The organism is Spirosoma arcticum (assembly GCF_054779955.1).
In genome coordinates this window covers 1-25,821 of sequence record NZ_BAAGXG010000018.1, presented here as the reverse complement: position 1 = coordinate 25,821, position 25,821 = coordinate 1, and the positions used below count along the sequence as shown (strand labels likewise).

25 protein-coding genes are annotated in these 25,821 nt (G+C 57.0%); 6 read left to right on the top strand and 19 right to left on the bottom strand.

Annotated features, from left to right (window positions below):
- From ACYVHB_RS27390 to ACYVHB_RS27330, 13 genes are all read right to left on the bottom strand, one after another.
- Complete coding sequence (locus tag ACYVHB_RS27390) at positions 1-2,349, bottom strand: carbohydrate binding family 9 domain-containing protein (protein ID WP_461055080.1); 2,349 nt, start codon at positions 2,347-2,349, stop codon at positions 1-3.
- Positions 2,265-3,209, bottom strand: coding sequence for an alpha/beta hydrolase (locus ACYVHB_RS27385; protein WP_461055079.1), 945 nt, complete (start codon positions 3,207-3,209; stop codon positions 2,265-2,267). The genes ACYVHB_RS27390 and ACYVHB_RS27385 overlap by 85 nt, the downstream gene beginning before the upstream one ends.
- A complete protein-coding gene (locus ACYVHB_RS27380) occupies positions 3,209-4,618 on the bottom strand; it encodes a DUF3526 domain-containing protein (protein WP_461055078.1) in 1,410 nt (469 codons plus the stop codon). The genes ACYVHB_RS27385 and ACYVHB_RS27380 overlap by 1 nt, the downstream gene beginning before the upstream one ends.
- A 7-nt stretch (positions 4,619-4,625) precedes the next feature.
- On the bottom strand, positions 4,626-6,068 hold the full coding sequence (locus tag ACYVHB_RS27375; RefSeq protein ID WP_461055077.1) for a DUF3526 domain-containing protein: 1,443 nt from the start codon (positions 6,066-6,068) through the stop codon (positions 4,626-4,628).
- A gap of 3 nt (positions 6,069-6,071) precedes the next feature.
- Entirely contained in the window at positions 6,072-6,782 is a 711-nt protein-coding gene (locus ACYVHB_RS27370; protein WP_461055076.1) for an ABC transporter ATP-binding protein, read from the bottom strand.
- Positions 6,783-6,856: 74 nt separating this feature from the next.
- Complete coding sequence (locus tag ACYVHB_RS27365; protein ID WP_461055075.1) at positions 6,857-8,296, bottom strand: DUF3526 domain-containing protein; 1,440 nt, start codon at positions 8,294-8,296, stop codon at positions 6,857-6,859.
- A gap of 4 nt (positions 8,297-8,300) precedes the next feature.
- Positions 8,301-9,725 carry a DUF3526 domain-containing protein gene (locus tag ACYVHB_RS27360; RefSeq protein WP_461055074.1) on the bottom strand — a complete coding sequence of 475 codons (1,425 nt, stop codon included), beginning with the start codon at positions 9,723-9,725 and terminating at the stop codon, positions 8,301-8,303.
- A gap of 5 nt (positions 9,726-9,730) precedes the next feature.
- Positions 9,731-10,909 (bottom strand): DUF4374 domain-containing protein, encoded by a 1,179-nt coding sequence (locus ACYVHB_RS27355; protein WP_461055073.1) that lies wholly within the window; start codon positions 10,907-10,909, stop codon positions 9,731-9,733.
- Between the two features lie 34 nt (positions 10,910-10,943).
- Positions 10,944-13,328: a TonB-dependent receptor gene (locus ACYVHB_RS27350; protein WP_461055072.1), complete on the bottom strand. Its 2,385-nt coding sequence runs from the start codon at positions 13,326-13,328 to the stop codon at positions 10,944-10,946.
- 105 nt (positions 13,329-13,433) lie between these two features.
- Complete coding sequence (locus tag ACYVHB_RS27345; protein ID WP_461055071.1) at positions 13,434-13,937, bottom strand: hypothetical protein; 504 nt, start codon at positions 13,935-13,937, stop codon at positions 13,434-13,436.
- A 183-nt stretch (positions 13,938-14,120) separates the two neighbouring features.
- Positions 14,121-15,062 (bottom strand): NAD(P)/FAD-dependent oxidoreductase, encoded by a 942-nt coding sequence (locus ACYVHB_RS27340; protein ID WP_461055070.1) that lies wholly within the window; start codon positions 15,060-15,062, stop codon positions 14,121-14,123.
- Between the two features lie 23 nt (positions 15,063-15,085).
- Positions 15,086-16,309: a GTP-binding protein gene (locus ACYVHB_RS27335; protein ID WP_461055069.1), complete on the bottom strand. Its 1,224-nt coding sequence runs from the start codon at positions 16,307-16,309 to the stop codon at positions 15,086-15,088.
- An 11-nt stretch (positions 16,310-16,320) separates the two neighbouring features.
- Entirely contained in the window at positions 16,321-16,698 is a 378-nt protein-coding gene (locus ACYVHB_RS27330) for a MerC domain-containing protein (protein WP_461055068.1), read from the bottom strand.
- A gap of 173 nt (positions 16,699-16,871) precedes the next feature.
- Here ACYVHB_RS27330 and ACYVHB_RS27325 point away from each other — a divergent pair, with 173 nt between their 5' ends.
- Entirely contained in the window at positions 16,872-17,441 is a 570-nt protein-coding gene (locus ACYVHB_RS27325) for a hypothetical protein (RefSeq protein WP_461055067.1), read from the top strand.
- Between the two features lie 548 nt (positions 17,442-17,989).
- Here the strand turns inward: ACYVHB_RS27325 and ACYVHB_RS27320 are convergent.
- The 3 genes from ACYVHB_RS27320 to ACYVHB_RS27310 are packed head-to-tail and all read right to left on the bottom strand — an operon-like array spanning position 17,990 to position 20,098.
- Positions 17,990-18,118 (bottom strand): hypothetical protein, encoded by a 129-nt coding sequence (locus ACYVHB_RS27320; protein WP_461055066.1) that lies wholly within the window; start codon positions 18,116-18,118, stop codon positions 17,990-17,992.
- Positions 18,119-18,140: 22 nt separating this feature from the next.
- Positions 18,141-18,950 (bottom strand): alpha/beta fold hydrolase, encoded by an 810-nt coding sequence (locus ACYVHB_RS27315; RefSeq protein WP_461055065.1) that lies wholly within the window; start codon positions 18,948-18,950, stop codon positions 18,141-18,143.
- A gap of 14 nt (positions 18,951-18,964) precedes the next feature.
- Positions 18,965-20,098 (bottom strand): epoxide hydrolase family protein, encoded by a 1,134-nt coding sequence (locus tag ACYVHB_RS27310; protein ID WP_461055132.1) that lies wholly within the window; start codon positions 20,096-20,098, stop codon positions 18,965-18,967.
- Between the two features lie 236 nt (positions 20,099-20,334).
- Here ACYVHB_RS27310 and ACYVHB_RS27305 point away from each other — a divergent pair, with 236 nt between their 5' ends.
- A complete protein-coding gene (locus ACYVHB_RS27305; RefSeq protein WP_461055064.1) occupies positions 20,335-20,646 on the top strand; it encodes a hypothetical protein in 312 nt (103 codons plus the stop codon).
- 277 nt (positions 20,647-20,923) lie between these two features.
- On the opposite strand, the gene ACYVHB_RS27300 is transcribed toward ACYVHB_RS27305, so the two are convergent.
- Genes ACYVHB_RS27300 through ACYVHB_RS27290 form a run of 3 tightly spaced genes read right to left on the bottom strand, consistent with a single transcriptional unit; the run spans position 20,924 to position 22,949 of the window.
- Positions 20,924-21,712: a ferritin-like domain-containing protein gene (locus tag ACYVHB_RS27300; protein ID WP_461055063.1), complete on the bottom strand. Its 789-nt coding sequence runs from the start codon at positions 21,710-21,712 to the stop codon at positions 20,924-20,926.
- Between the two features lie 24 nt (positions 21,713-21,736).
- Positions 21,737-22,450, bottom strand: coding sequence for a ferritin-like domain-containing protein (locus tag ACYVHB_RS27295; RefSeq protein WP_461055062.1), 714 nt, complete (start codon positions 22,448-22,450; stop codon positions 21,737-21,739).
- A gap of 55 nt (positions 22,451-22,505) precedes the next feature.
- On the bottom strand, positions 22,506-22,949 hold the full coding sequence (locus tag ACYVHB_RS27290; RefSeq protein ID WP_461055061.1) for a Rieske (2Fe-2S) protein: 444 nt from the start codon (positions 22,947-22,949) through the stop codon (positions 22,506-22,508).
- Between the two features lie 167 nt (positions 22,950-23,116).
- On the opposite strand from ACYVHB_RS27290, the gene ACYVHB_RS27285 reads away from it, so the two are divergent.
- From ACYVHB_RS27285 to ACYVHB_RS27270, 4 genes are read left to right on the top strand one after another with little or no spacing between them, the layout of a single operon-like run.
- On the top strand, positions 23,117-23,527 hold the full coding sequence (locus tag ACYVHB_RS27285; protein ID WP_461055060.1) for a hypothetical protein: 411 nt from the start codon (positions 23,117-23,119) through the stop codon (positions 23,525-23,527).
- Between the two features lie 24 nt (positions 23,528-23,551).
- Positions 23,552-23,800 carry a hypothetical protein gene (locus ACYVHB_RS27280; RefSeq protein ID WP_461055059.1) on the top strand — a complete coding sequence of 83 codons (249 nt, stop codon included), beginning with the start codon at positions 23,552-23,554 and terminating at the stop codon, positions 23,798-23,800.
- Positions 23,797-24,648: an alpha/beta fold hydrolase gene (locus ACYVHB_RS27275; RefSeq protein ID WP_461055058.1), complete on the top strand. Its 852-nt coding sequence runs from the start codon at positions 23,797-23,799 to the stop codon at positions 24,646-24,648. Before ACYVHB_RS27280 ends, ACYVHB_RS27275 begins: the two co-directional genes overlap by 4 nt.
- A gap of 34 nt (positions 24,649-24,682) precedes the next feature.
- Positions 24,683-25,570 carry an arginase family protein gene (locus ACYVHB_RS27270; RefSeq protein WP_461055057.1) on the top strand — a complete coding sequence of 296 codons (888 nt, stop codon included), beginning with the start codon at positions 24,683-24,685 and terminating at the stop codon, positions 25,568-25,570.
- The last annotated feature ends 251 nt before the right edge of the window (positions 25,571-25,821 follow it).

Below are 25,821 nucleotides of genomic sequence, written 5' to 3'. Positions count from 1 at the left end.
TTAAAACTGCTTCAGATACGTCAGTTTGCCAATGACCTGCTCGGCCCGGTTGAGGTCGGGGCGCAGGCCGTTGTTTTGGAGTTGCTGCTGAGCGTTACTGTTGTAAACGATGTACAGAAACGACAGTGGCTGAAATTCCCACGCCAGCCGCACGTTCCACACATCGCGCTCGGCGACCGTGTTCTTCTGATAAAAGCCAATCAGTTGCAGGCGCGGGTTTACTGCCAGCCGGACGTTGGGCGTGATGAGTTCGGTCACCCTGTCTTGCCGGTCCGTTCCCAGCCCGACGGCGATGTTGCGGGTGTAGTCGAGCGCGAATGACGCCTGCGGCACGGGCGAATAGCGCACCGACGCGGTATGAGACCGCAACCGGCCGTTGTAGTACCCGCCCCATTCGTTGAACAATCTGTACGAAAACTTCTTCGATTGATCGGAAGTGAAGTTGATCTGGTAGCGGGTATAGTAGTAGCGTCCGGCGGCTACGTCGATGCCCAGCGGGGTAAAGCCTTCGTCGAGCCGCTGCCAGGTGGGCACTACATAAGCCGAGGCCACCCAACCCGTTACGCCGATCACATAAAGCGGAAAAATCCGTAGTTCGGCTTGCTGAAAGGCCCGGTCACTGGTACGGTGGAACAGGTTAAACGTCGCACCAGGGTCGGCCTGCCGAACGCCTTTGGGCTTCCAGCGCGGTCGAAGCATCCGGTAGCCCTCGAAGTAGGTATTGATCAGGTTGGGGGCGTAGATGAATCCAGCCCCCGGCGTGTATCGTTCGCTAATCAGGGTTTGATTGTAGAGTCCTACCCACTGATTGTCGGAAAAAGTAAATTGGCTAACCGCCGACACTCCGTTTTCAGCCCCTTTGCGCCCCGTTGAGCCGCTGAGCATGTAGCTCCACGAAAGTGCCTGACTGAGCCGAACGAATCCATCCACAGACGCTGTCAGGTTCGTACTTGGCCCATTCAGGACCGGACTGGAGGGTCCCGGACCGGAGGGTCCAGGTGCATCGTTAAAACGGGCCGTAAGCAGACCACCGATTCGGTTTTGCGGACCGTAGTTCCGGCTAAAACGGCCCACGGCGAAACTCGCGGCCGGGGTAAACCCCGTAGCCCGCTGCCGCACCAGCAACGCACCGACGTTCTGCTTCAGCGTCCGGCTGACCAGCCGCAACCCCGCATCGAGTGGAATGGGCGTACCGGCATCCGACAACCCAATCCGACGGCTGAAAAACGGCTGAATGGCTCCTTCCTGCCCAACACCGAACAGGCTGGCGTTTTCCAGAAAAAACTGGCGTCGTTCGGGGAAAAACACCGAAAAGCGAGTCAGGTTCTGCACCTGCCGGTCGGCATCGGCCTGGGCGAAGTCGGTATTGGCGGTCAGGTCGAGGACGGTCTGGGGGGTGATGGCCCACTTCGCTTCTCCGCCTAACGTAGCGCGGGGATTTTGGGTCAGCACGTCGCCATTGCGCAGGGCGCGGTTAAACTCGTACAGCACGTACGGCTGCACCCGGATGTTGGCCGTTGGTGGGGGCGGGGTCAGGCCCGTCAGCAGCCCCGCGTAGGTCATCCGGTAAACGGTGAATGCTCTGGGCACGGGCGACCAATAGGTTTGTTCGTTGATACGCCGACTGACGCGCACGAAGTTAACGCCCCAGTTCTGGACCGTGCTGTCGGGTCGGGGGTAGCGAAGCGTGGCCCAGGGCAGTTGCATCTCCGCTACCCACCCGGAGTCGGTGCGGGTCGTGCGGACTTTCCAGTAGCCATCCCAGTCGCGGTCGAACAGGGCATCGTCCGCGCAAAGCAGATCGCGTTGCGCCCCGAAAGGATTGGCTTGAAACGCCTGGGCGTTGCGCTGGTCGCGGAAGGGGTCGAAGCTGACACCCACCAGGTCATGGGCAAAGTAATCGAAGTCGCGCCGGAGGTCCGGTACGCGCAGTGCCTTTCGCCCGAGCGAATCGGGACAGAACGCGCCGATGTAAATGTTTTTCCGGTCGAACAGCACCCGGATACGGGTGTCGTTGGCGGGTGGTTTGCCCTGTTCGGGCTGAGCCTGGAAAAAGCCGGTCGTCATGGGAGCCAATTGCCAGTCGGCCTCATCGAGCCGCCCATCGATGGACAGCGGCTCCGTTGCCCGTACGGCCTGCACCTGTTTGTGCGGCTGTACGGGCTGGAAAATAGTGGCATCCTGCCCGTACAGCCTGAATGACAGCGCGGCAAAGACGATCAACAGGCGCACCGGACGCCGGAAACGCGTTGTATAATAGTCGTTCATCGGGGCGTAGTGCTGGTGGGTGATTTTAAAGTAAGGCGGGTAAGCAGCAACGGCATCGACACGGCTAAGGCATTTTCCCAATACGGCACCTCGTGTTTACCGTCGATTTCTACGTACGAGTAGCGAAAACTACCTTTACGCAGGGCTTCCACGAGCAGCCGGTTATCAGCGTAAAAATCATCGCCGATGCCGCAGTCCAGATGAATGTAGGGGGCTGTATCGGGTTTGAGCGTCGTCAGTAGCTGAAACAGACTATGCGCCTGAGCGCGGGCTGGCGTACTAAAGATTAACCCTTTGGGCGTGCGCTCGGTCTGGGTTGAAAAGCCGGGCGAGTCGGCCCGTCGGTCGCCATCGGGACTCCAGCGTTGGGGAGAATTCCAGTCTACGGTATCGCGTTTGAACTCACCCATAATCACCTCCGGTACCCGCACACAACCGCTACTCGATAGCACCACACTGAACAGATCGGGGTGTTTCAGGCCCAGCAGCAGGGCACCGTAGCCACCCATCGACAAGCCGCCGATGCCCCGGTGCCGGGCTGTAGGTAATGTTCGGTACGACGAGTCGATGAACGGCACCAAGTCCTGGGCGACGGCATCTTCCCAGCGGTGGGGCTTGCCATCGGTCTGCCCGTCCCAGTTGACGTAAAAGCTATTTCCGCCATCGGCCAGCACCACGATGGTTTGGTAGTCATCGGCGTATGGGGGCGAAAACCGGGCATAATCGAGCCAGGACGTGAAATTGCCCGTGTGTCCGTGCAGCAGGTAAAACACCGGGTAGCGTTTGGTGGGCTGAGTTTGGTACGAATTGGGCAGCAACACCGTCGCCTTCAGCCTCAGCCCTGTGGCGGGGGACCGGTAACTGACTACCGTCCTGACGGCAGCCTGCACGGGCAGGAGTCCGCTCACGATCAACAGGAGACCCAAATACATCGGTTTCATCAGGGCAGGGGCTGGCGGTTGAAACGGAATATGCCCAACCCGCCCAGTAGCCCCGCCCCCAGCAGCAGCCACCCGATACCCGCACCAATGCCGGGCGGGGCAATTGGCACGAAGGTGAACCGGGGCAGTTGGGCGTAATCAGCTTCGGTCATGGGTTGGCCCCGAAATTTGCGGGGGATGATAAAGGCTTTCCACCGCTCGTGGAACGCACTCACCTGAGTCAGATAATCCTGTCGGCTGGCCTCGTCGGTACCCGCCAGCCGGTTAAACAGTTCCTGCGCGTTGACGGCGGGCATCAGGCCCGTCAACGACTCCACCAGAGTGGCATACCGACGGCCCTGTTCATCGAGTTGTACCATCCGGGGCGTAAACTGCCGGTCGAGGACTTCGTTGCGGGCGTAGAAACTCATCATCAGGTACCGGTCGGCATTCATCGTGTCGCTGCCCGCCAGTTCGGGGTGATGCTGGTAATACTTCTGAACGTTTTCGGCTTTGGGCGGGCGTTTGGTAAACACCTCCCGAATCTGGCTTTGCAGCCCCTGGTAGTCGGGCGCGGGCTGGGTGAGGGCCAGCACCTGTTGGACTAAGGCGGGCGTCACTAGCACGAGCACCAGCCAGGCTCCCAGCAGGACCATCGCATTGACCGCCGACGATCCCTGAAAAGTGATGACCAGCCCTACCACCCCAAACCAGAACAGGGTGTAGGCCACACTCACGGCGAGCCATTGCGCCAGCAGCTCGGCATCGGTCGCCCCGGTCAGTAGTGTAGCCAGCCCAATCAGCAGGACTACCGCCCCCAAGACCAGCCCCAGCCGGAGGAGGAGTTTAGCCGCCAGCACCCGGCCCAGTCCCACGGGTTGAGACCGCAACAGGGGCAGCGTTCCCGCTTCAGTCTCGGCCGACAACAGGTTATAGGATAACGCGATGATGAAGAGGGGCAGCAAATAGATCAGCACAAAGGCGAGGTCGAAATTACCGATCAGCAGCTTTTGCGGATTGGCCAGTTCGGTGGGGTCGAGTTGCCGCAGCAGCGACCCGGCGGTCACGCCCTGATAGGTCGGAAACAGGTCCCGCTGCCCCAGCGAAAAAGCCGTGATCGGGCCGGGCGGGTGGATGGCGAAGCGGTAGCCCTCCATGTCGGCCCGGTAGGGATCGCGGGCCAGTTCCCATTTTTTGGCGTTTCCGGCCAGGGTCGTGTCGAGGGTCAGGGCGGACCGAAGGGTGCCAGCGCGAGCCTGTTCGTCGCGGCTGATGCTGGCCATCGTTTCGCGCTGCCGACGCACTTCGGTCTGGCCATAGAAAATAGCGTACAGACCTGCCCCGGCCAGTAGCCCCAGCAGCCAGCGCAGGGTCTGGCCCCGCGTTAGCAGCAGCCATTCGGTACGGATAAGTATGGAAAGTTCGTTCATGACGGGATCAGACGGCAGGTGTTGGGGCGGGGTTGGTCTGGCCCGGTTCCGGCAGTCGGTAGAGCAGTCCCAAACCGAGAACGGCCCACAGCAGCAGCGCAGCGATAGCCGGGGCGTAGTGACCCAGCACGCTGCCGACGGTAGCCGACTGGTAGTGAAAATCGGGGATTTGCTGCCAGAAATCAGCGGCCACTTTGTATTTCCGGTCGCCGGGTTTGGCGTGGTAGCGGAGGTAGTTGTTGAGGTATTCGACCATGCGGAACCGGTAGGCTTCGGCCTGTTGCTGAAAGGCCACTGCCTGCCGGTAGTCGCTGCCCGCCAGGCCCATCGACAGGTTGCGCACGGCCAGGTAAGGGCTAACCAAACCGGCAAAATCCGTGACCCGGTTCTGCCGTTGAAATACGGTCTGCAACGCGCCGAAGTGCCGGTTATATACCATGCTGGTATATTTCTCGCCTTCCTGTAGGGATAGTCCCTCGAAGCTGATGGGCAGTTGCGACAGGCTATCGACCCCGTACTGCGCCAGTACCTTCGTTTCCAGGGCCTTCACCCGCTCATCTTCAGGATTGTGGCCGTCGATCCCCTGCTTTTCGTCGTCGTGCAGGGCCTTCGTGAACGCAAAGCGGGTGGGGGCTTCGTAGAGCGTGGCACCGAGGTTGGCCGTGGCTTTTGGAATCAGGATAAAGGTCACGAGCCAGAACCCCAGCAAGACCGTCAGCGCGGTAGCCGACGAGCGGCTGCGGGCCGACACCCAGACTGAGACCAGTAAGAACCCGGCGTAGTACAACCCGAAAAACAGCAGCAGACAAGCCGCCCGGAGCAGGGTGTCGGTGGTGAGCTGCGCATCGGAACCCAGCCCCAGCAGCCCCCCCGTAAGCAGTACCGCCGGGAGCGCGATCAGGGCGATTACCTGCCCGTAGCCCCACGCTTTACCCAGGGCCAGTTGCCGCATCGACGCGCCCTGGCTCAGCAGTAATCCCAGCGTGTTGCTCTCCAGCTCTTTGGTGAAACTGTTGAAACACAAAAAGATAATGAGCAGCGGCAGCAGCAGTTGCAGCACCAGCGCGGCCGTCAGTTCGCCGAACCGGATCAGCGTTCCCGCCGATTGCGCCGTGCTGTAACGGGCCTCGTTCTGGCGGTGTCCTTCCAGATAGACCGTGGTCCCGACAAAACTATCGACCCCAAATTCCACAAAACTCAGGTCCGACTGGGGCCGGAACGCATAGGTGCCGTAGTGAGCCGCCGAGTGGGGATTGCGTGGACCCTGGCCGAGCCATTGCTGCCGGACATCGCGGGTGGCCGCTTCGCGCTGAGCCTTCAGTGACTGGTACCGGCTGAACCCAACGAAGCAGGCCGTGAGCAGAAGCCCCCAGACCAGCGCGGTCAGGAGCCGGAACCGGCGGTCGCGCACCACCGACCGGCGTTCATTGTGGGCAATGAGTGAAAGCATAACTCAGACAGTTTGCAGGTAAATAGCCTCTAACTCATTGGCCGTAATGTCGCCCGTGGGGATGGTTTCGATGAGTTTCCCGGCCCGCATGATGCCCACTCGGTGCCCGATTTCTTTGGCCCGGAAAATGTCGTGGGTGGCCATCAGGATCGCGGCCCCGCCCGCACTCAGGGTGCGCAGAATGTCCGAAAACTCATTAGCCGCTTTGGGGTCCAGCCCGCTCGTTGGCTCGTCGAGGAGCAGGGCTTTGGCCCGTTTGGCCAGGGCAATGGCAATGCCCACTTTCTGGCGCATCCCTTTGGAGTAATTACCCACCCGCTTTTTAACCGCGTCGGTTTGCAGACCGGCTAAATTCAGGCACTGCACCAGTTCATCGTCGTCGTAGCGAAACCCGGCCAGCGACGAGAAAAACCGCAGGTTCTCCAGGCCCGTCAGGTGGGGGTAGAGCATGACCGTTTCGGGCAGGTAGGCCAGAAATTTCTTGGTTTCCAGCGGGTGCTGCGCCACGTCCATTTCGTTGATGATGGCCTGCCCCGAAGTGGGTTGGAGAAACCCCAGAAACAGGTTAATCGTGGTGGTTTTACCGGCTCCGTTCTGCCCCAGCAGGCAAAAGATTTCGCTGGGTTCGACAGTCAGGTTGAGTTTGTCGAGGGCGGTCTGCGTCTCCGCGCCGGTCGATTTGTACTGCTTGGTCAGGTGAACGGCTTTCAGCATGGCTTATGGAGTGATTGGTCAAATTAAGAAAAATAATTTCTTTTTTGCAACATTGTTGCATTAAAAAAACCATCCTACTGTAGTTGCTTGGCCAGATTGATCCAGCCTAATCCGAACAGCAGCCCCGCCGATACCAGCAGTTGGAAGAGTCCCCATTCAATGTGATCGTCGGACGCGGGACCGGGCGGCTGATTCGTCGGGCGATCCGCATAATCCGCCAGGGTAATCGGCTGGTTTTTGAACAGTCGGGTGAAATAAAACTGGGTAATCTGCCCGTGGAAAGTGGACAACTGCCGCAGAAATGCCAGGTTCGTTGCCAGGTCCGTGCGGGCGCAGCGGTTCAGGAGTTCCTGCGCGTTCACTGCCGGATTAATCAACCCGAAACGATTCGCTGCCGCGTCGCGGTCGGCCATGCCCTGCCAGTAGGCTTCCACCAGGGGGCGGTGCTCGGCGTCGTTGAGTTGACTGAAAGCCGCGTAACCCTTGGCGGCTACGTTGGGTTCGTACAGGGTGTCGCCGGGTGCTACCAACCGGGGCTGGTTTTGCAGGTACCGCCGGATGACCGCCCGCACCTGCCGGGGGTCGTTTTCGTTGGCAATGCCCTCGCGACGGGCCAAAACCGCCAGCCCGGAACTGTCCACGGGCCGGGTCACGCTGAGGTACGCACTCAGCAGCGAGGGAATAACCAGCAGAAACAGCAGCCAGCCGCCCACGGCCACCAGCGCGTTCGCGGCCGACGACTGGTTGAACGATACGATCAGCCAAACCAGCCCGTACCAAAATGCACAATAAGCCACCACCGTCAGCAGCCAGTACAGCAGCCCACCGGCGTCCCGACTATAACTTACGCCCGACGCGATAAACCCAAGTACGGACAGCAAGAGGGCCAGACCCGTGACCAAACCGAACGCAAACAGCATCTTGTAGACCAAGACCCGGCGCACCGACGGGGCCTGAACCTGCAAGAGGGGCAGTACCCCGGCTTCTTGCTCGCCCGACAGCAGCGAAAAACTCAGGGCGATGACGAACAGCGGCAGCAGATAAATCAGCACGAACGACAGATCGAAGTTACCCACCAGCAGCTTTTGCGGGTTAGCCAGATCGGTCTGAAAAAGCCGGTAGTACAGATTCATGCCCGTCAGCCGGTAGATGCCCGGATTCAGATCGCGCTGCCCCACCGCCAGCGAAGCCAGCGCCGAGGGGTCGAGCCGGGCCAGATACGGGTGCTGCCACCAGGCGAAAGCCGGGTCGGTGGCTACCTCGTAGGCCTGTTTCGCTTCGGATGCGGTCGTGTCTCCCCCGATAGCCACCCGACTGATCGCAGCCCGATAACCCGTCCACTCCGTTTGCACCTGCTTTTCCGCCAGGGCCAGGGCCGTCCGTTGCTGGTCGATCTGCCGGTTTCCGTAGTAGATGGCGTACAGGCCGAATCCAAACAGAACCGTCAGCAACCCAACCTGCCACCGGTTTCGCCGAAAATGAAGCCACTCGTAGCGAAAAATTAGTGCTCCCATGCGACTAAAGCGGTAAACGGTTCACGCTGCGGTGGAGTAGCAGCGGCATCAGTAGCCCCCACAGCAACAGGGCCAGCCCTTCGATGGTGTATTGGGACAGCACCGACCCAATGCGGGGTGGTTGGTAGCGAAAGTCCGGCACCGAGGTCCACAGAGCCGGACCCGTCTGGTACTCATAAAACTCGCCGTATTTAGAGTGACGGGCTGCATCGGCGTTGAGGTGACGAATCAATCCGGCCCGGTACGCCGATGCCTGCTGCTGAAAGTGCAGGTTAGTGTACAGGTCCGTGCCCGACAGGGCCATACTCAGGTTGCGAACCGCGATGTAGGGGTCGATCAGACTTGCCCAGGTGGCCACCCGGTTCTGGGTCTCGAACTGCTCGACCAGCCGGTCGCGGTGCCGCGCGTGTACCCGATCCTGGTAGTCCTCGGCGGCCTGCGAAACGACCCACTCAAAGTTCATGGGCAGGTGCTGCACCGAGTCGGCGTGGTAGCGGGTCAGGTAGGTTTGCCGCAGGCGGGTGTTGCGGACAGCACTGGTCCCGTCGCCGGGCAGGCCCTGCTTTGTATCCTGACTAACGGCTTCCTGAAACGTCTGGGTGGTAGGCAGCGTCGTCAGCGTATCGCCGAGGGTTGCCGTTGTCTTGGGCAGGATAACGGTGAACGTAATCCAGACCAGCAGCAGCGTCAGCAGGGCCGACCGCGACGAGGTGGACCAAGCCGACACCCAGACGCAGAAGCAGACGAAACCGAAAACGTAAACCCCGTAAGTCAGGCCCATTAAACCGAGTCGTCGGCCCAGATCACCCGTCCAGGGCACCCCGGCATAGGCAACCGCAGCCCCGAACGACAGGCCCAGCGTGGGCAGCAGAACCATCAGCAGCAGCCCATAGTAAGCCCCCACCTTTCCCCAAGCCAGCATTTGGAGAGAGACGCCCTGACTGACGACTAACCGCAACGTCCCCCGTTCGCGCTCGTGGGTGAAGGCTCCGAAGCACAGAAAAATAATCAGCAGGGGCAGCAAAATCTGTAACACTAACGCCCCCGACAATTCGCCGAACCGGATCAACCCGCTGTGATCCTGGGCGGGCCGAAACATGAATTCGTGCTGATAGTGCGCTTCCAGATAGACCGACGTGCCGGTATACGCATCTACCCCGTAATCGAAAAAGCTGAGGGCTGTTTTGGGCTTGAAAACAAACGTGCCGAAGTGGGTGGCCATGTGCGGGTGCTTTTGGCCCTGTCCGAGCCATTCGGCCCGGCGTTCGGCCTGGGCATGCCCGATGCGGGTCTGCTGGCTGGCGTACTGCACGAAGCCGACCACCGTGGCCGTCAGCAGCAGCACAATCACGATCAGGGCGAGCAGCAGAAGCTGACGATTCCGGACGATTTCCTGCCCCTCTTTACGAATGATTCGGGATAAGATCATCGGCATCAGGGCAGTTTGGCCAGCCCAGTGCACATCCCCGTAACACTCGTTCTCTTACTGGCCACGCCGTTCGGCAAGGTGTACTGGTAGAGGGCATTCTCTTTGTCCCCGGCTACGCTGAAGACGATGGTTTGGTTGTCGAGTTGCTGCATCAGCGACGAACTGGAACCGTATACCAGCGGTAAACCAGCCAACGCACCCGCCGAGGTTTTGGCGGTCAGGTCGATTTTATAGAATTTGTAATTGGGTCCTTTGCTCTCGTAGGGGTCGCTGGGGTCCTCGATGCGGCAGGTGAACGCCCCGCCGTTACCGAAACTGTACAGTCCCTTGCAGTCTTTCCCGGTGACACTTTTTAAGTCCAGGAAATACGTCGGATCGAAGGTGGTGGCTCCGTTTTTAATGCGCAGCACACCACTGGGCACGTTGGAGGTGCCGTCGCCCTGCACGTAGATGTCGCCATTGGCTTCTTTGACGAAGCAACTCAGGCTCGATCCGGCGGAGAAGATACCCGCCGTGCGGCCATCGGCAATGAGCTTATCCACCTTGCCGGTTGGCAAATCGATTACGGCGACGTAGGCCGAATCGGTGAGCGGATCAAAGCTCCGGTTGAAGTAGTGGACGCCCCAGTACAGCTTGGTGTCGCGCTGCATGGCTCCCAGATAAAAGGTGCTGGCGGCACCCGCTTTGGTGAGTTTACTCAGGTCGATGTCCCCCGTTTTGGTAAAGGTTGTGGGGTTAAACTTGATCAGCGTGGCCAGTCCGCCCCCGACCGACGCATACGCTTCGGTTTCGCTAACGAACACTACGGTTGAGAACGTGTTCGCCCCCGGCACGATCAGCCGACCCGCTTCGACGGGCTTACCCGTTTGATCGAAGGTGTACTTGGTCAGGGTTGCCGGTGCGCCGAATTTACCCATGTACACTGCGTCCCGGTAGGCGTACATCGAGCCAAAACTGGCCAGTTCAATGGCTTTGCTGTTGTCCACCGTGGCCGCGTTTAGATTGGGCAGCCCCTGGAGGTAGGTAGTTTGGTTGGGATAGGCACCGGCTACGGTGGACAGCGCGTACTGCGCAGCCGGATTGGCGGGGCCAGCAGGATCGTTGTTGGTACAGCCACTGAGCCAGAGACTGCCGGTGGCCAGCGAGAGAAGCGTTATTCGGGAAAGAACGTAACGGAGTTGCATGAATAAGGGGATAAACGGTTGATAAATATAAAAATCAGGTTGGAAGACGACGTAGAAAGGTGCGGAGTTTGAGGTGAAACGAGCGGCCGGGACGTTGCACACTGAAGTTATCGTAGGCGGGCGTATTGGTCAGATTGTGTACTTCAGCACTGATGGATAGCCGGTTATCGGGCAGACTGACGCTCAGACCGGTGTTCTGCACGAACTGGTTGGGGATGATGGCTTTGGAAGACTTCAGGCCGTCGACCTCCCAGTAGAGGTAAAATTGCTGCACGTAACTGGCCTGCCACCAGCCCTGCCAGCGGCTTCCTGGAATGAGCCAGTTTTGCCGGGTAAACTGCACCTCGGCATTGCCGAACAAATACGGAATGTTGGGCAACCGGGCGTTAAAATACCGGTCGTCCACGGTACCCGACCGACCCGGCTCCGAGCGGTTGCGGATGTCCTGGTAGGTGGCGTTGACGGACAGGGTCAGGGCCGGATGCGGTACGTAACGCACGTCCGCTTCGAGGCCCCGCGTGCGGGCACTGAGCAGGTTCTGGTACTGCGCAAAAAACTGGGACGCCCGGAGGTAGACGATGTTCTCCGTTGCCCGGCTGAATCCGCTTATTTCCACCTGCCAGCGGGGGCGGCTGTAGCGCAGTTCGAGGTTAGCGTTCCGGCTGGTTTCGGCGGTCAGGGTCGGGTTGGGCCGTACTAATACGCCGTCGCCGAACAGCTCATACTCGTCGGGCAGGCGCGTGGCCCACTCGTAAGAACCTTTAATTATCCAGTTGGGATGCGGTTGCCAGCGCAGCAACTGATTGGCCCCCCCGCGCCGTTGCTGCTGCGCCGTTTCGCGGTAGCGGGTGTCGTCCACTACATAGCCCCGTGAGCGGTAGCTGAACAGTTTGACGGCTGTGCTGCTCGTCAATTTCTCACTAAGTAATTGGTGTTCGTAGGCCATTCCCACCGACAGTTTGTGCAGGTTGGTGGGGTTTTGCGCGTAGTCCTGCCCGAAATACTGCCCCGCGACCGGGTCGATGCCGCTGCGCACGAAGCGGGTCAGCAGGCCATTAGCTGACAGGTGGCCCCGCCGACCAACGGCGTAGCGCAGGCCCAACCGCCCGGCGACCGTGTGGGTAGTCAGCGTCAGCAGGCTGCCCGACGTGGCAATTTCCCCGCCGTACGAACGACGGGTGTAGACCCGGCCATCCCAGGTGTAGGCGTTCAGCGTGGTATCGGTAAAGTGGCCGCTGATCCGGGTGTAGCCCGCATAGGCCGTCACGGCCAAACCCGGCGTCAGAAAATCGTTTTTCTGGTACGTTGCCGTCGTGCCGACGGTGCCCTCAGCGTAGTGCGCCTGGCCGTAGGGCTGGCTCATCACCACGTTGTGCTGGAGTTCGCGGTCCACCCCGGCTCCGAACGCGGACAGGGTGAAGCGGTCGGTCCAGGGGCGGTTGGCCCAGCCTAGTTCGGCGCGGGTGAGGTAACTGCTGAACTGGTCGTGAAACCGCCGGACCGTCTGCGGCTCCGGGGTTCCCACCGCGTTGGGCACCTCGACGCGAACCCGGTAATTGTTGGCCGATTGACTGTAGTAGCCGTTTAACCCGGCAAAAAAACCTGTTTTGGGGTGTACATACCGCCCTGACAGTGCGGCCTTGTGCGTCCTGAACGAACTGACTTCGTAGGACGCATCCACGTAGTTAACTAAGTCTTTGCGGGTCACCACGTTGATGGCACCCCCCAGCGCATCGGCCCCCAGGTCAATCGGCGTAACGCCCCGGTACACGTCGATGCGCTCAAGCAGACCCACCGGCAACACGTTCAGCCCTAATCCACTCCCGTACAACGCCAGGGGAATACCATCGAGAAAGAATTTGACCTGCTTGCCACCGATGCCGTTGATGGACACCGTCGCGTTGCTGCCCAGCCCACCTTCCTGCCGAATGCGCACTCCCGGCACCCGGTTCAGCACGTCGTTGAAGGAAAACGACTGGGCGTAAAATTTACGGGCGTCGACCACGGCCACCGCCTGCGGACTGTTTCGCAGTAGCTCCCCGTCCGATTGCCCCAGCACGGATACCGTGTTCAGCTCCCGCATGGCGGGCGTCAGCCGGAGGGTCAACCGGTAGTCCTGACCCGGTTGTAGCGTGAGTTGCTCGGTAACCGATGCGTAGCCAACGTGGGAAACGACCAGCGTGTACGTCAATGGAGACAGTTGAGGCAGGCTGAACAGACCCTGTGCATCGGACACCGTGCCGTGTTTTGTAGTCAGCAGGTGAATGGTAGCTCCTGATACGGCTACCCCGTCCAAGCCACGAACCACCCCGGACAGGGTAGCCGCTCGTTGCCCCCGGACCTGAGTAAAACTACCGCCCACCAACAGAAGACACAGTAGCGGGAGTAATAAACTGGTTTGTGATCGTATTTGCAACATAGTTGCAAATATAGAATTTGTGCGCAGTAATATGCTTTATGGTTAGTAATTGTTTTCGGAGCGGCTACTTTATCAAAAGGGAAAGTCCCACCACCCACGTCGGTATCAGTTGCTGGTAGACTGGTTGTTGGTTTTGGTTGGTTTGGTTCCAGCCTGCGTCATTACCCCGTCCAGACGTGTCTGAATCTGGCGGATGCTATTGAGCATCTCGCGCTGCAAATCGCGCATCTGGTCAGCGGGCAGGTCCTTCAGCGTAGCATCCGCGCGATTGTGGGCATGGCCGCTGTGGTCCGGTCCGCCGGTGCGGTGCGCGTGGTTGTGGGGCATACCCGGCACTTCCACTACGTTTCCTTCCCACTCAGCAAAAGCCATTTTCAGGCTGTCGAGAGAAGCAACAATGGCCGATGTATTTGGACTACGCCGGGTAATGAATACGATTTTAAGGGAGTCGATCTGCTCAATTTTTGGCTCCACTACTTCCTGTATTTCTGTAGCCTGCTGATGGTACCGGGCGGCTTCGTCCAACAGCGGATCTTTTTTATCCGATGACGAGCAGGCCCCCAGGCAACCGGCCACAATCAGGATACAAATAGGCTGCATAGTTTGCATGGCTCCGTTAAATTACCCGGCCAAGTTAAACCATTCGCAACAACGTTGCAACTAAATCGAACAGGCGGGAGGGTAGTGCTGGCGCGTATCGAAAGTACCCAATAACCAGGGCGCACTTGAAGACTGCCGCAGGAAGGTCGGACCGCCGACGCGTCGGTTGTCCGACCTTCCTGCGGCACTGACTTAGATGTCGATAGATACCGGCTGGGTTCGCTGACGCAGATCATCCGTCACCAGTTCCCGGTTGATCCATACCCCCGCTTTGGTGCCGTTGGCCACCGCGATGGAAACCTGCCGGACCAGGGCTGTCGCATCCCCCGCTCCGAATACGCCCGGTACGCTGGTTTCGCCAAATTCCGTCGCGTCGATCAGGCCATTCTCCGTCAGTGAACAACCCAACTGTGTCGCGATGTCGGTGTGCTGCCGGAAGGGGACACGGGCGAAGATGGCGGTGGGCCGCATTCGGTTACCATTGGTCAGGAGCAGGGCCGTGAGCATTCCGGCCTTGTGTTCCAGGGTGGCAATGGGCGTTTCCACCACCGAAACGCCCAGTTGAGTCAGCATCTGTTGTTGCGGACCGGTCAGCGTCGAGGGACCGTTGGTATACAGGGTCAGCAGGTCGCTCCAGTGCTGTATGTGCAAAATCATTTCGTAGCCCACCTCGCCATTGGCCAGCACCCCCAGTGGCTGGCCGTGTACTTCGTAGCCGTGGCAGTAGGGGCAGTGCAGCACCGAGCGGCCCCAGCACTCGGCAAAGCCCGGCAGGTCGGGCATGATGTCGGCCACGCCGGTAGCCAGCAGGAGTTTACGGGCCTGAAACTGCACTCCGCCCCCGGTAGTGACACGGAATGCAGGCCCTGACTGAACCGCTCTCACGGCGGTATCGGTCCAGAACTGAACGGTCGGATAGTGGCTCACCTGCTCGTAAGCAATGGCCGACAACACTGCTGGGGTTTCGCCATCGCGGGTCAGAAACCCATGTGTGTGGGGCGTTTGCCGATTGGCCGGTTGCCCCGCGTCGATCACCAGCACCTGGCGCAGCGACCGGCCCAGCACCAGCGCGGCACTCAGCCCGGCGTAGCTGCCGCCCACAATTAGTACGTCGTATTGCCGCCTTACCATCATAATTGGTTTGCTTTATCGGCTATTTATTCCCAGACTGGAAAGGGGTCTTTAAAGGGTCCGTTGCTTTCCATGTGCTTCAGTTCGAGTTCCGTGCAAAGGCAATCCTGCAACTCCGCCGTGACTTGGGGCTGTTTGAGGTCCTGCCCGATAATGACCAATTCGTTTTGCCGGTCACCGAAGCGTCTGTGCCAGCGGGCTTCGATAGCTTCCCGGTTCTCCAGAAAGGCCCCGTGCCGGGTTCGTTTGGCGAAGGGCATCGAGGCCCACCAGACCCCGGCGGCTTCAGCCCGCAAACTCCCCCCGGCCTGACTGAAATTCAGCGCATCGTCGGGCCGGGAAGCCAGCCAGAACAGCCCCTTACTACGGATGATACCGGCCGGAAAATTCCCGCTCAGGTAGTCCCAGAAGCGCACCGGGTGAAACGGACGACGGTCGCGGAAGACGAACGAGGAGATGCCGTATTGGTCGGTCTCGGGGGTATGATTAATGCCGTCTTTGTGATTCTGTAGTTCCTGAATCCAGCCAGCCGATTGGGAGGCCTCCTCAAAATCGAACAGATGCGTGTTAAGAATCTGCGCCGGATCGACTTTCGAGAACTCCGACTCGATCAGGCGGGCTTTGGGATTGAGTTTACCGAGGATGGCTTTCAGTTCGCCCACCTCGTGGCGGCTGAGCAGATCGGTTTTGTTAAGAATAATGACGTTGGCAAACTCGATCTGCTCGGTCAGCAAATTCACGATGGTGCGGGTATCGGCGGAATCATTGTTGAGTTCGCGCTGATAGACGGTATCCACCGAACCAAAATCACGTCCGAAGTTGAAGGCATCCACTACCGTCACGAGCGTGTCCAAACGAGAGAATCGGGACAGGTCGATACCGGCGGCTTCGTCCACAAAAGAAAACGTCTGAGCCACCGGCAATGGCTCCGAAATACCCGACGACTCGATGAGTAAATAATCGAAGCGGTTTTCAAGAGCCAGTTTTTCGACTTCCAGCATCAAATCTTCGCGCAGGGTGCAGCAAATGCAGCCATTACTCATCTCGACTAATTTTTCTTCGGTGCGGGACAGCGTATTTTGGTCCTTGACGAGTTGGGCATCGACGTTTACCTCGCTCATGTCATTGACGATAACGGCTACTTTTAACCCGGCTTTATTGTGCAGAACGTGGTTGAGCAGGGTCGTTTTGCCCGCTCCCAGAAAGCCACTCAGAACCGTTACTGGCAGTTTCTTGATTTGTTTCAGCATGATCGGTTTCGTTAGTGAACGTGGTGGGTACGACAGTACCGGATATTGGCGATGTGCGTGACGACCAAGCCCAGCGAGGCCACGTAGGCGACGTACTCAAACCATTCGTGTACGTCTTCGAGCAGCACCCCAGCCGCGAAAAGAGCCAGAAAGCTCCACAGGGCAATGCCGATTATATAGGAGGTATGGCGGGAGACCGACCAGACCGCTACGATGTTGATACCCACAAAGAAGTAATCAAGACCCAGAAAGCCAACCCGGATAGCATCGTAATCAACCAGCGCGGAACTCATCAACACGATCGGTGTAATGAGGCAGTGAATAAGACAGAGGACCGAGCCCGTAATACCGATATAATCTGCTTTTTCTCTGATTAATGCGGTTTTCATAGACTCAACAGGTGAACCAGTTACGCTCCTCATAAATGCAACAATGTTGCAAATAGAATAAGATTTTACTTGATATCCAAACTGGATTTAGTATTTTTTGCAACATTGTTGCACATGAGGCCGTTTTGTACCTACGTTTGCCCGTCATCTTTCACCAAATCAATCTGAATCGTATGCGAGTAGTTAGAAGAAATCTGTGGATTATGTTGGCCGTACCGCTACTGGCCGGAGCCTGTAAAAACGACGAAGAAAACCCGGCACCGTCAGATCCGAACGAAGCTATCACGACGGCTACGCTGACGCTGACAAGCCAGACCACACCCGTACAAACGGTGACGGCTACCGTTGAGAATCTAAACACTAATGCCGATTTCAGCCGGGCGCTGCTGACCCTGCGGGCTAATACAACCTACGTCGGGGCGGTAACGCTGCTGGATAAAACTAAAACACCAGCACTGGACGTGTCGGCGGAGGTAAAGGACGAAGCCAATGAGCACTTGGTCGTTTATACATTCACCCCCGCCACCAGTTCGCCAGCGTCAATGACGGTAACGTCCACCGACCGAGATACTAACCCCGCGCCGGGACCGTACCCAATTGGCTTAGCTACCCAGATCCAAACCGGAGCCGCCGGGACTGGCAGATTGAAAGTAGTACTGAAACACCAGCCAAACGCTAAAAACGGTATGGCTTCACCCGGCACCACTGATTTGGATACCGATTTCAATATTACAATTCAATAAGTAGTGGCGCGGATGCGGTAGGCATACTATTTTATCTTATTGGCTGGTGATGAATACCATTCAGTTTTAAAGTAGTCAGTGTGTTAGTTGTTTGACCAACACACTGACTACTGTTATTCAGCAGTTTTTACTAAATAAAGTAGTGATTATTGGCGTGCAGTACTGCTCCGTTTCCTGTAGCTAAAAAATAGCTCAATAGCCCCTCGTCTGGCTTCTGGTATAAATTAAGTCGCGTTTTCTTTATATAACTTACCTGTTTATATCCGTACAGGCTCCCCTCCTATTCAATGGTGCCTGCACAATCGAGCGATTTCAGGACGGGTCACGGCCGTTTTCGGCCAATAAATGGGTAGCTAATGCTATTTAATGAACTCACTATTTTGCTATCAATGAATGGGTTGTACTAATATCAGCAACTGCTGGAAATCGTTCATTCAAACCTCCCATTGGGGCATCGACCACCACCTGCCCGCTCACCTTGTCTATCACGATAAAGCGCGACCCGTCCTGGGGTTTCCACTCGAAATTTTCGATAAACGGCTTGCCCCTCATTCCAGACTGAGCCTGATCTTCACCCAAACTTCCTGCCCGATACCAAGCGACTCTTCGTACGGTTGCCCAAAGAGTCGCTTGGTATTGGCGCATTCAATAAGGTTACCGAGGTTGAAGAATGCCATTTTATCGCACGCAGTTAATTGCTCATCTGGTAATTTCCGAAATCATTTGTTCGATAGCTTCGTTGAGCAGTGACGGCGATTCGAGCATCGGGTAATGGCTGGTGCCGGGCAAATGAATTACGTCATACCCTGCTTTGACATACTTACGCAACGGCTCCTCGTTAGTTGGCTGGTAATCAACATTAATCAGGTGCAGTTTAACGGGCAATTGCGGCAGCAATTCCTGTTCCCGCTCATAATAACCGAACAACTGTTTCGTGGTCGCCTGACCCATCGGAGAATACGCCTGCCGGTAAGCCGCGACAATTCGGTCGGTCAGCCAGATTGGGGTGTTGGGCGTTACTAACGACTGGCGGGCATATTGCTCGTTGGTGTCGGCGAAATCAGTTTCCAGTCCTTGCTCAATTAATCTGATTTGTTTCTGGTGTTCATCGGGCGGGGCTGTGGCGGCATTCTTGAAAAAGTCAATGACAATCAGACTACGTATGGGTTGCGGATAGGCTACGGTTGCTTCCAAAGCCACAGCACCGCCCATCGAGTGGCCAATCAGAACGACGCGGGTCAAGCTCAACTGCTTTATCAGGGCCACCACATCATCGCCATAGCCCTCGATGCTCCAGTCGGTCCGGTTTCGTCCTGACTGACCTTGCCCGGGCAGATCCAGCGTCACGACCTGGTAACTTGGACTGAAATAGCTGACCTGCTCTGCCCAATACGTCTGGTCAATATATGACCCATGAACAAATAGCAGTGTGACCGCCTCAGGATCGACTGGTATACTTCCCGAAACGTGGTAATCAATCGCTACAGCGTGGTGTTGAAATTGGCTCATTGGGGTGGTTTGTTTCAGCGCTTCTCCCGCAAAGGCCGAAAGAAATTCCGTAAGTCTTCGGCCAGTAATTCCGGTTCTTCCAGCGCGGCAAAGTGGCCTCCTCCGGGCATCTCGACCCAATGTTGAAGATCGTAAAGCCGCTCGGCAAATTCGCGGGGGGCCGGTACGATGTCTTTGGGGAAAATAGCCACGCCGGTCGGCACGTTGATTTTGCCTGGCTTTGGCGGGGCCTTCTGCGCTTCGTCGAAATAGAGCGTGAAGGAGGAGCGAACCGTTTCCGTAGCCCAATAGATCATGATGTTCGTCAGCAGTTCGTCTTTCGTGAAGCGGGTTTCTACGTTGCCCCCGCAATCGCTCCACGACTGAAATTTTTCCATCATCCAGGCTGCCAGTCCCGTTGGGGAGTCGTTCAGGCCGTAAGCGAGGGTTTGCGGTTTGGTGGCCTGAAGCATGGCGTAGGCTCCTTCCTGCATCTGCCACTGCTGACCCGTTTCGAGGTACTTTTTTTCGACTTCCGAGAGGTCGCCGGGCGGTATGGCGAACAGGTGCCAATAGGGTACGTCGAGGAGGTGAATACCCGTCAGCGAATCGGCGTGGGTCATCGCCAGGGCTTCGGTGATGCCACTGCCCACGTCGCCCCCGTGCGCGGCAAAGCGCGGATACCCCACTTGGGTCATCAGTTTGTGCAGCAAATTGGCCGTCCAGTCGTTGTATGCCCCTGTTTTTGAGAGCTTATCCGAAAAACCGTAACCCGGTAAACTCGGCACCACCACATCGAAGGCATCTTCGGCCCGACCCCCGTGCGCTGCCGGGTCGGTCAGGAGCGGAATGAGTTTGTAGAACCGATAAAATGAGTCGGGCCAGCCGTGACACAGCAGCAATGGCATCGGGTTGTCGCCCTTGCCACGCTCGTGGATAAAATGCAACCCAAACCCGTCCACGTCGGTACGGGAATGGGCAAACTGGTTCAGCATGGTCTCCTGCTTCCGCCAGTCGAAACCGTTCTGCCAGTAGGCGACCAGCTCCTTTAGGTATGCCCGGTTGGTGCCGAGTTCCCAATTGGCGTCGTCCACCTCGTCGGGCCAGCGGGTATTGGCTAACCGCGCCTGCGCGTCACCGAGCGTTTGCTGGGGATGTTGATCTGAAATGGTTTCATACGTTGAGTTGATTTAGGAGCAAAATTAACGTACTGCTCCATCGCCGGGTATGATAACGATCATGTATCGGGATGATCGTTATAATAGTTCGACCCGGAAATTCAGCCGTGATTTGCGGATGGTTGCGCGGCTTTTGTTGCTGGCCTTATTTACTCTACAGGCTCGCCGTACCAGTGAAATTTCGATTTATTGACTATTGATACGTACTACTTTAACTGTAAAAAAATATGATAATCGTAAAAGTAACCTACACACTGAAGCCCGATTTTGTGCTTAAAAACCAAGAGAACATAACTCTGTTTTTAAACGATTTTAAGAAAATCGATAGTACTGACTTTCGTTACATCGCTTACATTGGCGAAGATGGGAAAACGTTCACCCACATCTCGATGTATCAACATGAAGAAATACAAAAGCAACTTTTAGCGGTTGCCTCGTTCAAAGCATTTCAAAAAGAACGAAATGAGAGCGGTCTTGAGGCCGATGAAAAAATAGAAATGATAACATTGGCTGGAGCGTCCTACGACATATTCAATTGAAAAAGTAACAGTAGACTGTTGCTGCCTGATAGCTTTTTTCAGATTCAACTTATCCCTTCAACTGATTATGAGCCGTCTCAGCAAGCTGTTTTGTGGCATTACCCTCCTGACAGTTCCAACCAAGCCCTTTAGCCTGGATAACCAACTTGGTCAGGCTGAAGCAACGCGGTCCTTAACTGGCCGGTGGGCAACATAGGGCCGAGGTATAGTTAATTGAAATGACGGTAGTACCGAACTATTGCGTTGCTGACACTACCGCCTTTGGGGGTAAATCCGCCTACTTGAGGAAGGGTTTCGCGAGGGTTAGTACCTGCTGTTCCGTCATAATCTCGTCAAAAGCCTCCGAAACAGTGGCATCGCTGAAGGCAGCGGCAAACACGGCTTTCTCTAAACCACCCTGTGTGGTATTGTCTTCGCCGAGGTAGTTGGCGGCAGAAATACCCATGTGCAGGGTGTCTACCCCCCCGCCGATTTTACCGGTGATCCAGCCTTTCTGGCCGCGTATTCTCCGCACAAAGGAGGCATGGCGAGCTTCCACCGAGTGAATCTGGAGGGCCAATGTCAGGGTATCGGTGCCGAGCAGGTTACCGGCCTGGCCCTTGTAGGCCCGCACGCCCGTGTCTTCCAGCACCTGGGCTACGGATGCAAAGGTGGCATAGTTGGTGAACACGTCGTCGAAGATACCCTTAGCGGTGAAGTCGAACTGGGGTTTGGGCGTGGCGGCCGACCCCAGGGCATTCTTCAGGAAGGCCACGTGCTGGGATTCGTGCTTGCTGATCTGAGCGAAGCCAGTGCGATTTTCAGCGGGAATCAGCCCCGGTATGGCTAAAAAAGTCCGGTAAAATTCATCTTCCAGATACTCCAGAAACAGGGCGAGATTCAGCGCGTCGGAGACGGCGTTGTTGGTCTGGCCGTATGCTTTCCGGAACACGGAGCCGAGGGCCAGCGGTACAGCGGCTAACGCGGCTTTTCCAACCAGATTAAATGCGCTCCTTCGGGAATTCAGGCGTTCGTACACGTCGGGGTCCACTTGTTCGATGTCGCGGATAATGTTGAGTAAGTTCATCGTTTTGTTCGCGTTTGGATGAGGTTATCGGAGCAGGTTAGCCGCGCTGATTTTGACGGTGATGAAATCGGCGATCTTCGCCAGCGTCTGAAGGGGCGTTCTGGCCAGATCCAGGCCATTGGGCGACGACACCACGTCATCCCCGGCAAAGTCGGAGGAAAGCGGGTTGAGTAAATCGCGGATAGCGGAAGCATGGCGGGCCTCCACAGACACAATCTTGCCGGCCAGCACTAAGTAATTACGGTTCTGAATAAATTTACCCGCCCCGTTGTAAGCCGCTACGCCGTCGTCTTCAAAACGAGCAGCCTGCGTCAGTACACTGGTGCGGTCGTTGAAGTTGATCTTGCTAAAATCGAATGCCAGCGTCGGAATGGCTTTGTTGCCCAGGGCTTGCCGGAAGAAATCCCGGTGGATGATTTCATGGTCGCGCAGGTCGGTCAGAATGGCCGTTTCCTTAGCAGACATGCCGGAGTAGGGCGTAGTCATCACCCGGATGTAGTAAGCGGCTTCCAGTTGCTCCAGAACGTAGGCGTAATTCAGAATGCCGGTATCTCCGGTACCCAGATCCACTACGGTCCCCGGTAACACTTCCCGGTGATCTTCGCAGCCAGCCAGCAACAGGGCCGACGCGGTGACGGTGGCTCCGGCGAATTTTAGAAACGTTCCCCGTTTCATGGGTTGGTTGAGTCCCGGTGTCAACGGGTGGTTATGTTCGTCGATTATCCTGATTTTTATCATAACGTTTTGTGGTTTTAGTAAAAGCATAGAACTCATTGAGGGGGGTATTATTCAACTACGAAATCGTTAGCACAGTCCCGGCCTGGGTCACTTTATACACCGTTAGTCCCTTTTCACTGTGGTCGTTCAACCCCTTGCCCGTCAGATCAAACCGGGCGTCGTGGGCCGTGCAGTAGTACTCGTTGTTGCGCAATTCCACCTGTTTCTTTCCCTTGTGGCTACAGATCACCGTGGCGGCCATGTACCCCTGGGCTGTGTTGGCGACAACGATGTCATTGGTCACGATGTAGCCACCCGCCGTTTTCAGCGCGGCATGGGCCGCATTTGTCAGATCAATGGTGACAGGACTGGTCAGCGGAGCCGGTGTAACGTCGGCGTTGCTACAGGCCGTTAGCGACTGCCCGGCACAGTAAACGGCCAGCAGAGCAGCACCCTGAAAACCGGCCTGACGAAGAAACTGGTGACGACTCAGGGCGTCGGTTGCGGTTGTGTTTTTCATAAATCACGTTGTGTATCAGGGTAAATTCTCCCGCAAAAATGGCTAATCAGCCTGTTTCAGTCCATGACCAAGATCAGGCGTCGGACTGTTTGTAATCAGCTTTCAACTGGTAGATTGGGGGTAGCTTGCGCCCAGCTACGTTGCTTCATTTATCCCTGCAACTGATTATGAGCCGTCTCAGCAAGCTATTTTGTGGCATTACCCTCCTGACAGTTCCCACCATTCAGTACGGAGGCTATTTTCTGCTCACGCTGGTAGCGGGCTGGTCCACGGCATCGCTGACTGATTTTCAGCGGAGTATGTTCAGGTCTGGTCACGCCCATGCCGGAGTCCTGGTCATTCTGGCGTTGGTCGCCCAATTTCTCGCCGACCACGCCCGGTTACCGACCACGCTCAACCGGGCGGTTCGGATCGGCTTTCCGCTGGCGGCCGTTCTGGTCAGTGGCGGATTTTTCGGCGCGGCTGCCGGGTCGAACGTTACCCAGCCGACCCCGCTCATCGCCATTCTGTACGCGGGTATCGGAGTTTTGGCCCTATCAACGACAGTGCTGGGTATTGGCTTACTCAGAAGTCATTAAATCTCACAAAATCAATCACGAATCATGTCAGAAAAGAAACGGTTTAACCAGCTACGAATCAGTAGTCAACAGAATGGACAAGCGGCCGTAGGTCGGCTGGCGGTTGGTGCGTTAGCCGTCGGGGCCATGGCAATCGGGGCATTGGCCATTGGTGCATTAGCCATCGGGCAGTTGAGCATCGGACGGGGCCACATCCGTAAACTACACATCGGCGAACTGGAAGTAGACCGGCTGATTATCCGAAACACTGAACTCAACCCAAAACCAGTATGACCAACAATGACAATACACTCACTACCCGGCAGCCGAAAGCCACGAACCACGATGTTCGTGGCGCGGGTGAGAACGGGACAGGACGTTATTTTTTCGTGAACGGTCTCGGCCTGTATTATGAGATTCACGGTGAAAGCCACGGTACGGACAAACCATTGGTGCTGCTCGTTGGCGGCCTGACAACGATAGATATTACCTTCGGGGCCGTGCTGGCAACCCTGGCAAAATCCCGGCGAATAATCGCGGTTGAGCAACAGGGACACGGCCACACCGCCGACATTGATCGCCCGATGAGTTTCCCGCGGATGGCCGATGACACGGCGGCCCTGCTGCGGCACCTCCAGATTGACCAGGCCGACCTTTTCGGCCACAGCGATGGCGGTAATGTTGGCCTGGGGATAGCCATCCGGCATCCCGAACTGGTACGTAAACTGGTTGTCGCCGGGACTAATTACAATAACGATGGTCTCGCTGCCGGCATACTGGAGAGTTTCAAGTCTGTCGGTCCCGATGATGCCGATATGGGACACCTGAAGGCCGCTTACCTCAAGGTGGCGCCGAGACCAGAGGATTGGCCTACGATGGTCAGGAAAGTGATGCAGATGGCTTTGATTTTTCCCGGCTGGCAACCCAATTACCTGAAGGCGATCAGGGCGCACACCCTGATCATGATTGGCGATGCGGACGTTATCCGCCCGGAACATGCCGTCGAGATGTTCCATCTGATCCCTCAATCCCAGCTCGCTGTGCTGCCCGGCACAGACCACCGCCTGCCCAAAACACGACCCGACTGGCTGCTGCCGATGCTGGCGGATTTCTTGGATGCGCCTATGCCGTTGGCCGCGTAATTGACAATGATTACGGCTAATTTCAGATCGACGAATGAAACCAACGTACCAGCTTATTGAAGCACCTTCCATTCTGGGCCTGGTACCGTCGGGTGTCGAACTATTGCCGTATGCGTTGCAACGGAATGGTTTTTTGGCCAAAACGCCCCCGTCCCGGTTGGTGGCCATCAGCGTAACCGACTATTCACCCCGACGCGCATCCAGACACGACATCCTGAATGCTTCCCGGATCGCGGAATACGCGAGTCGCCTGGCCGACGTAATTCGGGACGTTCGGGCTGCCGGGCAATTTCCGGTCGTTCTGGGTGGTGACTGTAGCATCCTGCTGGGCTGTATGCTGGCCCTGCGGGAAGAAGGCACCTATGGGTTAGCGCACGTCGATGCACACGCCGATTTTTATCAACCAGAGGCCGAAGAGAAGGGTGAAGCGGCTTCGATGGATTTAGCGCTGGTGGTCGGCAGAGGGCCGGACGTACTGACGAATATTAGGGAACGACGACCGTATGTCCAGGAAAAGAATGTCGTTCAGCTTGGCCAGCGCGATGCTGAGGAAGCGAACGAAGCCGGTAGTCAGCGCCTTGAGGATTCAGCCATTAACTGCTTCGATCTGGCCACGATTCGCAGGCAGGGCGTAAATCGGGTGTTGGCGAACGCGGTGCAAATCCTGACGGCAAATGACGTAACGGGTTACTGGATTCACTTCGACGTCGACGTATTGGCGGATGAGGTGATGCCAGCGGTCGATTACCGGATTCCGGCTGGTTTGTCCTTCGCCGAAGTGGCCGAATTGCTGCGTGGCTTACTGCACACGGGTAAGGCCAGCGGGTTGTCGATCAGCATATTCAACCCAAAATTGGATGTTGATGGGCAGCTTACCCGACAACTCGTCGATTGTCTCCACCGGGCATTACTAACTGAGTAAACTCAACCGCACCGTCGAGTACGAGTAAGGCTTGAATTCTGCCCTTCGGTTATTCTCCGCTTCTGCCTGCTTGTCAAAACCGATAGATTGACGTAGCAGACTGTCGGTTTATCAGTTTCATAGAGGGACTTGGGTACGCATCTACGCCGATGCAGTTCGGTCGGCCTGATAATGAACTTCCACAACTCCTGCACTAAACGTTCTCGTGGTCAGCAGTTTAAGTTTATTCTTGTCCGTACCCTCTTTAAACA

Bases quoted from the DNA above. Each gene is read 5' to 3' on its own strand.
- ACYVHB_RS27380 (WP_461055078.1), bottom strand. From the start codon at position 4,618: ATGAACGAACTTTCCATACTTATCCGTACCGAATGGCTGCTGCTAACG.
- ACYVHB_RS27370 (WP_461055076.1), bottom strand. From the start codon at position 6,782: ATGCTGAAAGCCGTTCACCTGACCAAGCAGTACAAATCGACCGGCGCG.
- ACYVHB_RS27375 (WP_461055077.1), bottom strand. From the start codon at position 6,068: ATGCTTTCACTCATTGCCCACAATGAACGCCGGTCGGTGGTGCGCGAC.
- ACYVHB_RS27325 (WP_461055067.1), top strand. From the start codon at position 16,872: ATGCGAGTAGTTAGAAGAAATCTGTGGATTATGTTGGCCGTACCGCTA.
- ACYVHB_RS27385 (WP_461055079.1), bottom strand. From the start codon at position 3,209: ATGAAACCGATGTATTTGGGTCTCCTGTTGATCGTGAGCGGACTCCTG.
- ACYVHB_RS27340 (WP_461055070.1), bottom strand. From the start codon at position 15,062: ATGATGGTAAGGCGGCAATACGACGTACTAATTGTGGGCGGCAGCTAC.
- ACYVHB_RS27295 (WP_461055062.1), bottom strand. From the start codon at position 22,450: ATGATAAAAATCAGGATAATCGACGAACATAACCACCCGTTGACACCG.
- ACYVHB_RS27290 (WP_461055061.1), bottom strand. From the start codon at position 22,949: ATGAAAAACACAACCGCAACCGACGCCCTGAGTCGTCACCAGTTTCTT.
- ACYVHB_RS27335 (WP_461055069.1), bottom strand. From the start codon at position 16,309: ATGCTGAAACAAATCAAGAAACTGCCAGTAACGGTTCTGAGTGGCTTT.
- ACYVHB_RS27275 (WP_461055058.1), top strand. From the start codon at position 23,797: ATGACCAACAATGACAATACACTCACTACCCGGCAGCCGAAAGCCACG.
- ACYVHB_RS27280 (WP_461055059.1), top strand. From the start codon at position 23,552: ATGTCAGAAAAGAAACGGTTTAACCAGCTACGAATCAGTAGTCAACAG.
- ACYVHB_RS27270 (WP_461055057.1), top strand. From the start codon at position 24,683: ATGAAACCAACGTACCAGCTTATTGAAGCACCTTCCATTCTGGGCCTG.
- ACYVHB_RS27365 (WP_461055075.1), bottom strand. From the start codon at position 8,296: ATGGGAGCACTAATTTTTCGCTACGAGTGGCTTCATTTTCGGCGAAAC.
- ACYVHB_RS27330 (WP_461055068.1), bottom strand. From the start codon at position 16,698: ATGAAAACCGCATTAATCAGAGAAAAAGCAGATTATATCGGTATTACG.
- ACYVHB_RS27315 (WP_461055065.1), bottom strand. From the start codon at position 18,950: ATGAGCCAATTTCAACACCACGCTGTAGCGATTGATTACCACGTTTCG.
- ACYVHB_RS27320 (WP_461055066.1), bottom strand. From the start codon at position 18,118: ATGGCATTCTTCAACCTCGGTAACCTTATTGAATGCGCCAATACCAAG.
- ACYVHB_RS27360 (WP_461055074.1), bottom strand. From the start codon at position 9,725: ATGATCTTATCCCGAATCATTCGTAAAGAGGGGCAGGAAATCGTCCGG.
- ACYVHB_RS27350 (WP_461055072.1), bottom strand. From the start codon at position 13,328: ATGTTGCAAATACGATCACAAACCAGTTTATTACTCCCGCTACTGTGT.
- ACYVHB_RS27345 (WP_461055071.1), bottom strand. From the start codon at position 13,937: ATGCAAACTATGCAGCCTATTTGTATCCTGATTGTGGCCGGTTGCCTG.
- ACYVHB_RS27355 (WP_461055073.1), bottom strand. From the start codon at position 10,909: ATGCAACTCCGTTACGTTCTTTCCCGAATAACGCTTCTCTCGCTGGCC.
- ACYVHB_RS27285 (WP_461055060.1), top strand. From the start codon at position 23,117: ATGAGCCGTCTCAGCAAGCTATTTTGTGGCATTACCCTCCTGACAGTT.
- ACYVHB_RS27305 (WP_461055064.1), top strand. From the start codon at position 20,335: ATGATAATCGTAAAAGTAACCTACACACTGAAGCCCGATTTTGTGCTT.
- ACYVHB_RS27300 (WP_461055063.1), bottom strand. From the start codon at position 21,712: ATGAACTTACTCAACATTATCCGCGACATCGAACAAGTGGACCCCGAC.